Source organism: Burkholderia sp. MBR-1, from assembly GCF_013822785.1.
Classification (GTDB): domain Bacteria; phylum Pseudomonadota; class Gammaproteobacteria; order Burkholderiales; family Burkholderiaceae; genus Burkholderia; species Burkholderia vietnamiensis.
This window is the reverse complement of the sequence record NZ_CP053609.1, coordinates 748,183-761,999: the sequence shown is the minus strand read 5'-3', so window position 1 is coordinate 761,999 and position 13,817 is coordinate 748,183. Positions and strand designations below refer to the sequence as shown.

At 68.7% G+C, this 13,817-nt stretch carries 14 protein-coding genes; 2 read left to right on the top strand and 12 right to left on the bottom strand.

The window, feature by feature from the left end; all coding sequences use genetic code 11:
• The first annotated feature begins 214 nt into the window (after positions 1-214).
• Positions 215-2,116, top strand: coding sequence for a gamma-glutamyltransferase (ggt, locus tag MBR110_RS03545; protein WP_181709167.1), 1,902 nt, complete (start codon positions 215-217; stop codon positions 2,114-2,116).
• 60 nt (positions 2,117-2,176) lie between these two features.
• Here the strand turns inward: ggt and MBR110_RS03540 are convergent, their stop codons facing one another.
• From MBR110_RS03540 to MBR110_RS03510, 7 genes are all read right to left on the bottom strand, one after another.
• Positions 2,177-2,905, bottom strand: coding sequence for a UPF0149 family protein (locus MBR110_RS03540; protein WP_230945382.1), 729 nt, complete (start codon positions 2,903-2,905; stop codon positions 2,177-2,179).
• 96 nt (positions 2,906-3,001) lie between these two features.
• Positions 3,002-3,952, bottom strand: a complete 951-nt coding sequence (locus MBR110_RS03535; protein WP_034192534.1) for an ABC transporter permease subunit — start codon at positions 3,950-3,952, stop codon at positions 3,002-3,004.
• On the bottom strand, positions 3,952-4,749 hold the full coding sequence (locus tag MBR110_RS03530) for a taurine ABC transporter ATP-binding protein (protein ID WP_046429476.1): 798 nt from the start codon (positions 4,747-4,749) through the stop codon (positions 3,952-3,954). Before MBR110_RS03530 ends, MBR110_RS03535 begins: the two co-directional genes overlap by 1 nt.
• A 106-nt stretch (positions 4,750-4,855) precedes the next feature.
• Positions 4,856-5,872, bottom strand: a complete 1,017-nt coding sequence (gene tauA, locus MBR110_RS03525; protein WP_046429478.1) for a taurine ABC transporter substrate-binding protein — start codon at positions 5,870-5,872, stop codon at positions 4,856-4,858.
• A 283-nt stretch (positions 5,873-6,155) separates the two neighbouring features.
• Complete coding sequence (gene lipA, locus MBR110_RS03520; protein ID WP_011886137.1) at positions 6,156-7,148, bottom strand: lipoyl synthase; 993 nt, start codon at positions 7,146-7,148, stop codon at positions 6,156-6,158.
• Positions 7,141-7,896: a lipoyl(octanoyl) transferase LipB gene (gene lipB / locus MBR110_RS03515; protein WP_181709166.1), complete on the bottom strand. Its 756-nt coding sequence runs from the start codon at positions 7,894-7,896 to the stop codon at positions 7,141-7,143. Before lipB ends, lipA begins: the two co-directional genes overlap by 8 nt.
• A gap of 83 nt (positions 7,897-7,979) precedes the next feature.
• Positions 7,980-8,306, bottom strand: coding sequence for a DUF2917 domain-containing protein (locus MBR110_RS03510; RefSeq protein WP_011886139.1), 327 nt, complete (start codon positions 8,304-8,306; stop codon positions 7,980-7,982).
• A 102-nt stretch (positions 8,307-8,408) separates the two neighbouring features.
• Here MBR110_RS03510 and MBR110_RS03505 point away from each other — a divergent pair, with 102 nt between their 5' ends.
• Positions 8,409-9,380 (top strand): transcriptional regulator GcvA, encoded by a 972-nt coding sequence (locus MBR110_RS03505; RefSeq protein ID WP_011886140.1) that lies wholly within the window; start codon positions 8,409-8,411, stop codon positions 9,378-9,380.
• 31 nt (positions 9,381-9,411) lie between these two features.
• Here MBR110_RS03505 and MBR110_RS03500 read toward each other — a convergent pair whose 3' ends face one another.
• The 5 genes from MBR110_RS03500 to MBR110_RS03480 all read right to left on the bottom strand — a co-directional run bounded on the left by MBR110_RS03500 (position 9,412) and on the right by MBR110_RS03480 (position 13,740).
• Positions 9,412-9,720 carry an HP0495 family protein gene (locus tag MBR110_RS03500; protein WP_011886141.1) on the bottom strand — a complete coding sequence of 103 codons (309 nt, stop codon included), beginning with the start codon at positions 9,718-9,720 and terminating at the stop codon, positions 9,412-9,414.
• Positions 9,720-10,646: a D-amino acid aminotransferase gene (locus MBR110_RS03495; protein WP_045578747.1), complete on the bottom strand. Its 927-nt coding sequence runs from the start codon at positions 10,644-10,646 to the stop codon at positions 9,720-9,722. The genes MBR110_RS03500 and MBR110_RS03495 overlap by 1 nt, the downstream gene beginning before the upstream one ends.
• A gap of 48 nt (positions 10,647-10,694) precedes the next feature.
• Positions 10,695-12,008, bottom strand: coding sequence for a D-alanyl-D-alanine carboxypeptidase family protein (locus MBR110_RS03490; RefSeq protein ID WP_011886143.1), 1,314 nt, complete (start codon positions 12,006-12,008; stop codon positions 10,695-10,697).
• 756 nt (positions 12,009-12,764) lie between these two features.
• Complete coding sequence (locus tag MBR110_RS03485) at positions 12,765-13,409, bottom strand: alpha/beta hydrolase (protein WP_059568255.1); 645 nt, start codon at positions 13,407-13,409, stop codon at positions 12,765-12,767.
• 13 nt (positions 13,410-13,422) lie between these two features.
• Positions 13,423-13,740: a (2Fe-2S) ferredoxin domain-containing protein gene (locus tag MBR110_RS03480; RefSeq protein WP_011886145.1), complete on the bottom strand. Its 318-nt coding sequence runs from the start codon at positions 13,738-13,740 to the stop codon at positions 13,423-13,425.
• Positions 13,741-13,817 lie beyond the last annotated feature (77 nt).

Here is a 13,817-nt window from a genome sequence, read left to right as displayed (position 1 = left end):
GTGTCGGATGTCGCATGCGCTTGGCATGCTGGATGCGTTTCGCGTGTGTGCTGTGTGCGCCGTGCGGCGCATTGCAGCGCGCGTGCCGTGTGCGTGTGCGTGTGCGTGTGCGTGTGCGTGTGCCGTGTGCCGTGTGCCGTGCGCCGTGCGCCGTGCCCCGCGTGCATGCCCCCACACCCACACGTCCTTCGAATTCAACGTTGCCGAGGGTTCAATGTCCGACCCGATTCGTCCGCCTTCGCGTCCCCGGACGCCCGCTGCCGCGCTCGCGGGCGTCGCCTTCGTCGCGCTCGTCGCGCTCAGCGCCGGTTGTACGTCGCCGTCCGCACCGTCGGGCGCGGTCGTCCCGGTCGTCCCGGTCGCCGCCGCGTCGGGCGGCGCGGTGCCGCTGCCGGGCGTCCAGGCACCCGAGCCGTCGTCCGGCTGGACCGACAAGCCGGGCTGGACCGCGCAGCACTTCATGATCGCGGCCGCGAACCCGCTCGCGGCGCAAGCCGGCTACGACATGCTGAAGGCCGGCGGCACCGCGATCGACGCGGCGATCGCGACGCAGATGGTGCTCGGGCTCGTCGAGCCGCAGTCGTCCGGGCTCGGCGGCGGCGCCTTCATGCTGTACTTCGACGGCAACGCGACGCAGGCGTACGACGGCCGCGAGACCGCGCCGGCCGCCGCGACCGAGCGGCTGTTCTACGGCCCGACGGGCCAGCCGCTGAGCTTCTACGACGGTGTCGTGGGCGGGCGCTCGGTCGGCACGCCGGGCGTGCTGCGGATGCTCGATGCCGCGCACCGCGCGCACGGCAAGCTGCCGTGGCGGCGGCTGTTCCAGCCCGCGATCCGGCTCGCGGAGCGCGGCTTCACGATCAGCCCGCGCCTCGCGATGCTGATCGCGAATGACAAGTACCTGATGAACGACCCGGCCGCACGCGCGTACTTCTACAACCCGGACGGCACGCCGAAGGCGGCCGGCACCGTGCTGAAGAACCCGGCGCTCGCGGCCGTGCTGCGCCAGATCGCCGAGCGCGGCGCGAACGCGTTCTACACCGGGCCGATCGCGCGCGACATCGTCGCGAAGGTGCGCCGGCATCCGACCAACCCCGGCCTGCTGACGCTGCAGGATCTCGCGCGCTACAAGGCGAAGGTGCGTGCGCCGCTGTGTACCGACTACCGGCGCTCGGTGGTGTGCGGGATGCCGCCGCCGTCGTCGGGCGGCCTCGCGATCGCGCAGATGCTGGGCATCCTGGAAGCAATGCCCGACTGGCAGCAGATCGGCGCGCAGAAGCCGGTGCGCAACGACGTCGGCTACGAGCCGACGCCGTTCGCCGCGCATCTGTCCAGCGAAGCCGGGCGCCTCGCGTACGCGGATCGCGCGCGCTACGTCGCCGATCCCGATTTCGCGCCGCTGCCGGGCGGCAGCTGGGCGAGCCTCACCGACAAGGCGTATCTCGCGCAGCGCGCGCGGCTGGTCGGCGAGACCAGCATGGGCGTCGCGCAGCCCGGCACGCCGCAGGGCGCGACGCTCGCGCTCGCCGACGATCGAAGCGCCGAACTGCCGTCCACGTCCGACATCGCGATCATCGACCGCTACGGCCACGCGCTGTCGATGACGACCAGCGTCGAAGATGCGTTCGGTTCGCGGCTGATGGTGCGCGGCTTCATGCTGAACAACCAGCTGACCGACTTCTCGTTCGTGCCGAGCGAGCACGGGCGCCCGGTCGCGAACCGCGTGCAGCCGGGCAAGCGGCCGCGCTCGGCGATGTCGCCGGAGCTCGTGTTCGACCGGAAGACCAGGCAGGTGACGATGATCGTCGGTTCGGCCGGCGGCCCCGCGATCATCAATCACGTCGCGAAGACGCTGATCGGCGTGATGGACTGGGGAATGACGATGCAGCAGGCGATCGCGCTGCCGAACTTCGGGTCGATGAACGGGCCGACGCAGCTGGAGCGCGGCCGCGTGTCGGACGCGCTCGTCGACGGGCTGAAAGGGCGCGGCCACGACGTGCGCGTCGTCGAGATGAACTCGGGGCTGCAGGGCATCCAGCGGCTGAACGTGCAAGGGCAGACGGTGTGGTTCGGCGGCGCCGACCCGCGGCGCGAAGGCGTCGCGCTGGGGGAATGACGGCTGACGCCGGTCAGCGCCTGCCGTCGGCTGCGTGGATGCGTGAAGTAAGGCGCGCCCTCAGTGCAGCGTGGTGGCCGCGCCGCAGCATTTCTTGAACTTCTTGCCGCTGCCGCACGGACAGGGATCGTTGCGCCCGATTTTCGGTTCCGAACGCTGCGCTGTCGCGGCAACGCGCCGCTCCTGCACGGCGCGGCGATACGGCAACCAGTAACGATAGATGCCGGCGACGGCTGCGGGAATCCGGTCGGCCAGGGTTTCCCGCCCGGACGGATCGAGCATCAGCTGCGCGTCGTCGGGCGCAACTTCGTCGGCGGCCGCTTCGTCCCCGCCGAGCAGGCGAAGCGGCCGCATCCATGCCTGGCCTTGCGGATCGTCGAAGAGCGGCTGCCAGTATTCCTGGGACAGAGCGATCGCCTGCATGAAGCCGAATGCCCAGGCCTCGGCATCGCGATATTCACGCGCGTCGTCGGCATAGACGACCGTGTCGAACACCGGCCGAAATGCGTCGGCATTGCGCTCCAGGCTGCCGATAATGCCGTTGTAATGTCGCATCAGCAGACCCAGCACGCGCTGCGCCTGCTCCATCGTATCGAAAGCCGGTGCGTCGTCGTCCGTCGGCCCCCATACGCCGGCCAGCCATTGGCTCGGCAGCAGCGTGACAGGCCCGGCCGCGATCGCGGTCAAGTAGCCGTCGAGGCCGGCGAGAGTCAGCGTTTCTTCCGACGCGACATCGGAGATCAGGAATGTGCCGAGTTCGTCGAGTTCGGCTGGCGTGAGGGATTTCATCATGTCGGCATCGTATGACAGCAAGCGGCGACGGGCAACCTGCCCCGCCCGCTCATCATGCTCGCGAAGGCGGCTCCGGCACGGCCGTGCGACGCCTCACCCGCGCCCCTTCCACGGCACCGCACGCCGCTCGACCCACCGCATCGCGAGATCGAACAGCCACGCGATCGCGCCGATGATCAGGATGCCCATCACGACGATATCGGTGCGCAGAAAGCTCGACGCGTTGAGCACCATCTGCCCGAGCCCGGCCGTCGCGGCGACCATCTCGGCGGCGACGAGCGTCGTCCAGCCGAAACCGATCGCGATCCGCAGCCCGGTGAGGATCTCCGGCAGCGCGGCGGGCAGCACGACGTGGCGCACGATCTGCGCGAAGCTGCCGCCGAGCGAATAGGCGGCGTTGATCTGCTCGACCGTCGCGGCGCGCACGCCCGCGCGGGCGGCCATCGCGATCGGCGCGAAGCAGGCGAGGAAGATCACGACGAGCTTCGCCGTCTCGTCGATGCCGAACCAGATCACGACGAGCGGCAGATAAGCCAGCGGCGGCAGCGGCCGGTAGAACTCCAGCAGCGGATCGAACACGCCGCGCGCGATCCGGCTCACGCCCATCAGGATGCCGGCCGGCACGCCGATCGCCGTCGCGAACGCGAACGCGCCGAACACGCGCGCGGCGCTCCACATCAGATGCTCGGACAACGGCAGCCCGCCCTGGATGCGGCCGTGCGCCGCGTCGACGAACGCGCGCCACACCGCCTCCGGCGCCGGCAGGAACAGCGGCGGCAGCCATTGCCGATGCGTCGCGATCCACCACAGTGCGGCCAGCGCAGCGAGCGTGGCCGCGCTCAGCGCCGACGTGTTGCCTTGCCCCGGCAGCCGGTAGCGATGCGACGCGCGCCCGCGTCGCTGCGGCGCGGGCCGGTTCCGTTCGAAGTCGGCGGCCGCTCGATCGGCCGCCCACGAATCCTGCGTACTCATGTCGTCCTGCCTGTCCAAAGTGGCGATGCGCACGCGCCCGGCTGACGCGCCGTGCCGCGCGAGCTCCTGCATCACGCGGCCGGCGCGACGGCGTCGTCGCGGTGCAGATACGCGATCAGCCGCTCGCGCCATGCGATGAATTCCTGCGACGACTTCACCGCGCGCGCATCGCGCGACGCGACGTAGCGCCGCGCGAACGGCAGCTCGAAGGTCTGCGCGATGCGGCCGGGGCCGGGCGTCATCACGACCAGGCGCGTCGCGAGGAACAGCGCCTCCTCGACGTCGTGCGTGATGAAGAACACCGTCTTGCCGGTGCGCGCCCACACGTCGAGCACGAGCGCCTGCATCGTGCCGCGCGTCATCGCGTCGAGCGCGCCCATCGGCTCGTCCATCAGCAGCACGCGCGGCTCGCTCGCGAGCGCCCGCGCGATGCCGACGCGCTGCTGCATGCCGCCCGACAGCTCGTAGACGCGCGCATGCGCATGGCGCTCGAGGCCGACGAGCGCGAGCATCTCGCGCGAGCGCGCTTCGCGCTCGGCCTTCGGCATGCGCGCGAAGCGCAGCCCGAGCGCGACGTTCCCGAGCACGTCGAGCCACGGCAGCAGCGCATATTTCTGGAACACGACGCCGCGATCGGCGCCGGGGCCGCTGACCGGCACGCCGTCGACGCGCACCTCGCCCGTCGTCGGCGCGACGAAACCGGCCATGCAGTTCAGCAGCGTCGTCTTTCCGCATCCGGACGCGCCGAGCGCGACGACGAATTCACCGCTGTCGATCTGCAGGTCGACGCGCGCAAGCGCGTGCGTGGTCGGCCGACCGCGTTCGCCCGGATAGGCGACCGACAGTTGCCGAACTTCCAGCGTGCTCATGATCGAAGCCTCCGCGAGGGTGCGCCGGCGCGGCGGCGCTCAGCGCGCCGCCTTCTGCACGGCTCATGATCGAAGCCTCCGCGAGGGTGCGCCGGCGCGGCGGCGCTCAGCGCGCCGCCTTCTGCACGAACTGCGGATCGACGCCGACCGAATAATCGGCCAGGACCGTCTGGATCGTGCCCTGCGTCTTGAGGAATGCGGCGGTGGCCGCGAGCGACTTCGCGGCGCCCGACTGCGCGCCGCCGCCGAGCCACGTCGGCGACGCCTGCTCGGCGGGCGTCGGGAACGCGTACAGCGCGAGGCTGGCCGGCACGTCCTGCGCGTTCGCGCCGGACACCTTCGCGACCGCCGCGACCTGCGGCGAGCCGACCTTCCACGCGGCCGCATGGGCGCGGTAATCGGCATCGGCTGCGGCGAGCACCTTCACGAAACGCGCGACGAACTCGGGGTTCTCGCGCGCGAACTTGCGGCTCACGACGAAGCCGTCGAAGGTCGCCTTGCCGCTTTGCTTCGCGACCTGGCCCGACGTCGTCAGCACGGTGCCCGATTGCTTGACCTTCGCGAGCACCGGGTCCCAGATGTAGGTCGCGTCGATGTCGCCGCGCACCCACGCGGCCGCGACTTCCGGCGGACGCAGGTTGACGATCTTCACGTCGTTCGGGTTCACGCCGGCGGCCTGCAGCGCGACCAGCGTATGAAAGTGCGACGTCGACACGAACGGCACGCCGATCTTCCTGCCCTTCAGCGCGGCGATGCTGGTCACGCCGGAGCCGTTGCGCGCGACCAGCGCCTCGGCGTCGTTGATGTTGTCGAGCACCCAGAACAACGAAATGTCGAGCCCTTGCGACAGACCGGCCGCAATCGGGCTCGAGCCGGCCTCGCCGAGCTGCACCGAGCCCGACGCAAGCGCGCGGATCACGTCGGCGCCGCTGTCGAGCTTGCGGAACGTGACCTTGTAGCCGGTCGCCTTCTCGACTTCACCGCTCGCCTGCGCGTAGCGCCACGGCACGACCATGTCCTGGTACGCGATCACGACTTCGCGCGATTCGGCGTGCGCCGCGCCGAGCGCGGCAAAGGCGGTCAGCGCGACGACGGCGCGGCGGATGAAGCTGAAACGGGACATGCGGCTCTCCTTCGAATACGGGCATTGCTGCGGGAGAGCCGACTTTACGAGCTTTGCGCGCGGCGGGAGCGAACTTATCCTGCGAAGCTATCGACGGCGTTTCAGCTTTGCTTTGCACGTTCGATTGGATCGCGCATCCGCACGGGCGACGATCGGCGTGCGCGGACAGCCGGTGCCTGTAACGCACCCCAAAACGAACAAGCCCGCATCGCTGCGGGCTTGCTTTGACTGCATGACGGGCGGCGCACACCTGCGGCGCCCGCATGATGCGAAGACGCGACGCTCAGACCACGCCGGCCCCATGCGCCTGCAGATCGGCGTGATAGCTCGAGCGCACCATCGCGCCGACGGCCGCGTGCGTGAAGCCCATCTTGTACGCTTCTTCCTCGTACATCTTGAAGGTATCCGGATGCACGTATGCACGCACCGGCAGATGGTGCTCCGACGGCTGCAGATACTGGCCGATCGTCAGCATGTCGACGTCGTGCGCGCGCAGGTCGCGCATCACCTGCAGGATTTCCTCTTCGGTCTCGCCGAGGCCGACCATCAGGCCCGACTTGGTCGCGACGTCCGGATGCAGCGCCTTGAAGTCCTTCAGCAGCTTCAGCGAATGCGCGTAGTCCGAACCCGGGCGCGCTTCCTTGTACAGGCGCGGCACCGTTTCGAGGTTGTGGTTCATCACGTCGGGCGGTGCGGCGTTCAGGATCGAGATCGCGCGATCGAGACGGCCGCGGAAGTCCGGCGTCAGGATCTCGATGCGCGTGTCCGGCGACTGCGCACGCGTTTCGCGGATGCACTCGACGAAGTGGGCGGCGCCGCCGTCGCGCAGGTCGTCGCGGTCGACGCTCGTGATCACCACGTACTTGAGCTTGAGCGCGGCGATCGTGCGGGCGAGGTTCTTCGGTTCATCCGCGTCGAGCGGATCGGGACGGCCGTGGCCGACGTCGCAGAACGGGCAGCGGCGCGTGCACTTGTCGCCCATGATCATGAACGTCGCGGTGCCCTTGCCGAAGCATTCGCCGATGTTCGGGCAGCTCGCTTCCTCGCACACGGTATGCAGGTTGTGCTCGCGCAGGATCGTCTTGATCTCGTTGAAGCGCGAGCTGCCGGTGGCCGCCTTCACGCGGATCCACTCGGGCTTCTTCAGCTTCTCGATCGGAATGACCTTGATCGGGATGCGCGCCGTCTTCGCCTGCGCCTTCTGCTTGGCGGTGGGATCGTAGGCAGGGGTCGCGGCCGGATCGGCCGGGGCGGGGGAAGCGGTAACGTCAGTCATTCGAATGTTCCAGTGCGTGCGGCTTGTCGGCGGCCGCGGATGCGCCGTCGAGGTTGGCGATCAGGCGCCCGACCAGCGTGCGGGCGACGTCGTTCCAGTCGGCGGCAACCTCGAGGCTCGCCATGTCGACGGTTTCCAGTCCGGCATAGCCGCACGGGTTGATCGCGAGAAACGGGCGCAGATCCATCTTCACGTTCAGGCTCAGCCCGTGATAGCTGCAGCCGTTGCGGATCTTCAGGCCGAGGGCCGCGATCTTCGCGCCCTCGTGCACGCCGGATGCCACGTAGATGCCGGGCGCGCCCGCCTTGCGGACCGAAGCGAGATTATACGCCGCGAGGGTTTCGATCACGGCCTCTTCGATCCGCGTCACCAGCGTGCGGACCATCAGCTTGCGCCGGCGCAAGTCGAGCAGCAGGTAGGCGACGATCTGGCCGGGGCCGTGATAGGTGATTTGCCCGCCGCGGTCGACCTTCACGAGCGGCACGCCGCTGTCGGCCACCAGCAGATGGGCCGGGTCGCCGGCCTGGCCGAGCGTGTAGACGGGCGGATGCTCGACGATCCAGATCTCGTCGGGGGTCTCGGCGGTGCGTGCATCGGTGAACGCGCGCATCGCGTCGAAGCTGGTCCGGTATGCCTCGGTGCCGCGCCAGCGCACGGTGAGCGGCGCGTCGTGCTGAGCCGGCGAGCCGGCGGGCGATGCGGAAACAGCGACGGGCGTGGACACGATGGCAACCGGCGAGACGGACATGGACGGTAGTTTACCGAAAACCCACCGGTCCCGCCGGCAGCGGAAGGGGACGGATCGCACGCATCCGTCCGACGAAAGCCGCGTCAGACGGTGCGCCAGCCGTCGTGGAGCAACGCGCTCACGCGCTCGCGCAGCCGCGCGAGCGCACCGCGCGCGACCTCGGCCGCCGGGCGCGACACCGAGAACGCGACGTACGCCCCCTGCGCGCTTTCCGCGCTCAGCCACAGGCGTTCGCCGCGGCGCAGCCGCAGCGTCTCGCCGTCCACCAGGAAGTAGTCTTCGACGTCGTTGCTGCGCGTCGCCCACAACGGCCCGCGCTGCACCGTCAGGCGCGTGCTGCGTTGCACCTTCATCGGCACGGTTTCGCCCGCGGGGATTTCGAACGTGATGCTTGAAGAAATTTCTTGCATGATCGTCTCCGCCAATAAATGCTTCGATGGCTACAATCGTAGTCATCCAGGGGCGCCCGACCAAACGACCAATTTTCACGTCGATGTGAGGAAAATTAGCAAATGGACCTCCGCCAGCTGCCCGCGCTGAACGCGATCCGCGCGTTCGAAGCCGCCGCCCGTCACGAGAATTTCTCCCGCGCCGCCGACGAGTTGTACGTCACGCACGGCGCGGTCAGCCACCAGGTGCGCGCGCTCGAGGACGAGCTCGGCGTGCAGCTGTTCACGCGCAACGGCAAGCGGCTGTGCCTGACCGACGCCGGGATGCGCTATGCGCAGCAGGTGCGCGCCGCGCTGATGGTGATCGCCGACGCGACCCGCGACGTGCGCGCGAGCGACCGCGGACGGCGGCTGGTGGTGTCGATGCTGTCGTCGTTCGCCGCGCGCTTCATCACGCCGCGCATCGGCACGTTCATCGAGCGGCATCCGGAAATCGACGTCGAGCTGCAGTCGACCAACTCGCTGACCGATTTCGCGCGCGACGACGTCGATCTCGCGATCCGCTTCGGCTCCGGCAACTATCCGGGGTTGCATGTCGAGCCGCTGTTCGAAGAGGTGTTTTTTCCCGCATGCTCGCCGACGCTGAACGGCGGCAAGCTGCCGCAGACGCCCGCCGATCTCGCGCACTACCGGCTGCTGCGCTCGGACGACGAGCTGTGGCGGCCGTGGTTCAACGCGGCCGGGCTCGATACGCTGACCGAGCCGAAGCGGGGAATTCTGTATCAGGATTCGTCGAACCTGCTGCTGGCCGCGATCGAGGGCCAGGGCATCGCGCTGGTGCGCCGTTCGCTCGCCGTGGACGATCTGCTCGCCGGGCGGCTGGTGCGGCTGTTCGACATCGCCGGGCCGAGCCCGTGGCACTACTTTTTCGTGTGTCCGCCGCCGCTGATCGCCACGCCGCGCGTGCAGGCGTTCAGGGCGTGGCTGCTGCAGGAAGTCGCCGAATACCGGCGGCGCTGCGACGAACTGGACGCGCGGCACGCGGCGAGTGCGCTTCCCGCCGCGCGCGCACAGGAAAGGACGGGAAGCGCTTAGGGCGCGCGAACGAGAACGCGCACGCGCATCGTCACAGCACGACCTTGACCATCGGATGGCCGGTCAGCGCGCGATAGATGTCGTCGAGTTGCGCCTGGCTCGTGGCGCGCACGGTGATCGTCAGGCCCGTGTAGTTGCCGCCGCTCGATGCGCGCTCCTCGATCTTCTCGACGTCGATCTCGTTGTCATGCACGGACACGACCTTGAAGATCGTGTCCTTGAACTCCGGGTGCGCCTTGCCCATGATCTTGATCGGGAAATCGCACGGAAACTCGAGCAGCGACTCCTTCCGCGCATCGATCGCGCCGGTTACCTCGATGGTTTTGGTCGGTTCGCTCATCACTTTCTCCGGGTTAGGTCAAACTGTTCAAACTCGCGCGCCTTCGCGCGCTGGTACGCGTCGTACAACGCCGCGAATACCGGCCCAGGCGTGCCGCCGTGGACCGGCAGGTCGTCGAGCGACGTGACGGGCAGGATTTCCTTCGTGGCCGACGTGAGCATGATCTCGTCCGCCGCGCGCAACTCGACCTCGCTGATCTCGCGCGCGACGAACCGCACTTCGCATTCGTCGGCCAGCTGCTCGAGCAGCGCGTAGCGGATGCCTTCGAGAATCCTGTTGCTGCGCGGCGGCGCGAACAGCTCGCCGTTCTTCACGATCCAGACGTTCGACGACGATCCTTCGGTCACGTTGCCGTCGCGCAGCTGAATCGTCTCGAACGCGTCGCGCTCCGCCGCATGCTGCGCCATCAGCACGTTGCCGAGCAGCGAGATCGACTTGATGTCGCAATGCAGCCAGCGGCGATCCTCGGCCGTCACGCAGCGCACGCCGCGCGCGCGCTCGTCCGCCGACGGCAGGCGCAGCGGGCTCGTCATCGCGAACACGGTGGGCACCGCGTGCGCCGGGAACGCATGGCCGCGCTTCGCGACGCCGCGCGTGACCTGCAGGTAGACGAGCGCATGGCCGTCGCCGAGGCCGGGCGCGTTCGCCTCGACCACGCGCTCGATCAGCGCGCGCCAGCCGGGCGCGTCGTGCGGATCGTCGATGCCGATCTTCTTCAGGCTGCGCGCGAGCCGCTCCAGATGCTGATCGATCCGGAACGGCACGTGCGCGCCGTCGTGCGCGTAGACGGGCACGACTTCATACACGCCGTCGCCGAAGATGAACCCGCGGTCGAGCACCGGCACGCGCGCTTGCGACAGCGGCACCAGCTCCTCCTGCGACGACACGCTGAGGTACACGATCGGTTCGAATTCGGCTTGGCTCATGGCGATATCAGATGGGGATGAAGTCGTGGAAACAAAGGCCCGTCGCGCTTACTTCTTCTTGCTGAACATCAGCAGGATCGAGTCCCAGATGCGGCCGAAGATGCCGGCTTCCGGCACCGCCTGCAGCGCGACGACCGGGAATTCCGACAGCGCCTTGCCGTCGGCGACGATCTTCACCGTGCCGACCTGCTGGCCTTCGGCGAGCGGCGCGATCAGCGGCGCGTTGACGTCGACTTCCGTCTTCACCTTGTCGCCGAAGCCGCGCGGCACCGTCACCCACTGGTCGCCCTTCACGCCGACCTGCACGGTGTTGGCCTTGCCCTTGTAGATGCGCGGCGTCGACATCGCCTGGCCGCCCTTGAACAGACGCACCGAGTCGAACGCGCTATAGCCGTAGTTCAGCATCTTCATGCTGTCGGCGGTGCGGTCGCCCTCCTTCGGCTCGCCCATCATCACCGACACGAGGCGGCGCTGGCCGTCGACGCCCGGAATCGCGCGCTTGGCCGACGCGATCAGGCAGTAGCCGGCCGCTTGCGTATGGCCGGTCTTCAGGCCGTCGACGGTCGGATCGAGCCACAGCAGGCGGTTGCGGTTGCCCTGGCGGATGTTGTTGTACTTGAATTCCTTCTCCGAGAAGATCCCGTAGTACTGCGGAAAATCGCGGATCAGGTGTGCGGACAACTTCGCGAGGTCGCCGGCCGTCGTGTAGTGGTTCGGGTCGGGCATGCCGTTCACGTCGGCGAAGTGCGTGCCCTTCATGCCGAGGCGCTGCGCCTCGTCGTTCATCAGCGTGACGAACTGCCCTTCGCTGCCGCCGACCAGTTCGGCCAGCGCGATCGCCGCGTCGTTGCCCGACTGGATGATCATCCCGTAGACGAGGTCGTGCACCGACACCGGCTTGTTCGCCTCGATGAACATGCGCGACTCGTCGCGGCCGACGCGGCGTACCGCCTCGCTCGGCGTGACGATCTGCTCCATCGAGATCTTCTTCTTGTCGAGCGCTTCGAACACGAGGTAGGCCGTCATCAGCTTGGTGAGCGATGCGGGCTCGACGCGTTCGTCGGCGTTGCCGGATGCCAGCACCGTGTTGCTGGTCGCATCGACGAGCACCCACGAGCGCGCGTTCACGCCCGGCGGCGGCACCGCGCCCGGCATGAAGGTCGCGGGCGCGCCGGTGGACTGCTCGGCGGCGGCCGGCGCGGCATGCGCGGCACGGGCCTTGGCGGCCGGCTTCGCCTCGGCGACGACGATCGTCGACGCGAGCGCGACGGGCAGCATCACGCCCAGCGCGACGTTGCGCGCGGCGGTGCCGAAGGCGATGGAAGAAGCGAGAGACTTGAGGCCTTGGGAAGACAGACGCATGATCGATTCAGGCTGATGGCAGAAAGTGCGGCGCGAAATGCGCACGGTTGAACGGCAAGGCGGCGGGCGTTCCGGGCATGCGCCCGACTGCGTCGGACGGCGCGAAACGCGGCGGTTGGACTCGTGCGGACGCGTTCGGTTCGCGGCCGCGCGCGAGCGGGCGCAGCGGCGGAGAAACGAGCGCCGCATGGGCCAGCCGGGCCGCCGGCGACGCGAAATGCGGCCATTATACGTGGCCGCGAACGGCGTTTTCGCGAACCGGGCGTCGAGTCGGGCGGCAAGTCGGCGCACATCGGCTCGCGCAGGATAGCGCGGCTGCGTAGCGGGCAAGCGTCGTCGAAGCCGCGCGAAAGGCGCGTGCAGGCGGCGTGCAAGTTGCGCGGCCGTTCGGATTTCGAAGCGTGGCGGCGGGGGTGGACGGTGCGGGGCGGGGGTGTGCGGGATGGGGATGTGCGGGGGCGGGCTCGTAGACGGGCGGTCGTTCTATTGCCCTGCCCGGCTGTCGCCCTGTCGATCCGTCGATCCGTCGATCGGTCGATCTGACAAGCCGTCGATCCGTCGAGCCATCGAGCCATCGAGCCATCGAGCCATCGAGCTATCGAACTCTCGCTCTGTACGGCTGTACGGCTGTACGACTGTACGGCTGCCCATCGCTCTGTCGAGCCGCAAGACTACCGGGCAGTCGATCCGTCGGACGGCAACCCAAGAACCCGACAACCCAGCCGCGAGACATCGCGGCCGGTTCGGTTCAACCGCTCAACGCCACGCGTCGACGATGATGCGCTTGAGCACGTGCAGCTTGCGATGGAAGAAATGCTCGGCGCCGGGGATCACGACGACCGGCAGCTCCTGCGGCCGCGCCCAGTCGTAGACCGATCCGATCGGCACGGTGTCGTCGGTTTCGCCGTGGATCACGAGCGTGTTTTCCGGCACGTCGGCGACCTGCCAGCGGCTCGCCGCGGTGCCGACGAACACCATCCGCTCGATCGCCTCGCCCGCGTCGCGCAGCCGCTTGCCGACATGCGACAGCACGAAGGTGCCGAACGAGAACCCGGCGAGCACCAGCGGCAGCTCCGCGAGGCCCGGCTGCGCGCGCATGTGCGCGAGCACCGCGAGCAGGTCGTCGGCCTCGCCGATGCCGTTGTCGTGCACGCCCTCGGTCGCGCCGACGCCGCGGAAGTTCGACCGGTACACCACGTAGTTCAGCTGGACCAGCGTGCGCGCGAGCGTCTGCGCGACCTTGTTGTCCATCGTGCCGCCGAACAGCGGATGCGGGTGCGCGACGAGCGCGATGCCGCGCGGCGCGGCGCTGCGCTCGCGCACGGCGTCGGGAAGGTCGACCGCGATTTCGATCTGGCCGACCGGGCCGGCGATCAGCGATTTCTGCGTATGAACGTTCATCCGGGCCGCCCGCTCAGATCTTCAGGCGCTCGACGACCTTGCCGTCGCGCAGGTGCGATTCGACGATCTCGTCGATGTCCGCCTGATCGACGTACGTGTACCAGGTGCCTTCCGGATACACGACCATCACCGGCCCCTCCTCGCAGCGGTCGAGGCAGCCGGCCTTGTTGATGCGAACCTTGCCGGGCCCCGCGAGGCCCAGTTCCTTCACGCGCTTTTTCGCGTATTCCTGCATGGTCTGCGCGTCGCATTGCGCGCAGCTCGGACGCTCGGCGCCCGGTTCGCGCTGGTTCAGGCAGAAGAAGACGTGGTGCTGGTAGTAGGAATCCATGATGGTGACGAGCGGCCCGGCGCGATGCCGGACGCAAAGAGGGGCGAGAGCCGTCGCAGGTGCAACGGAGGTGCGCT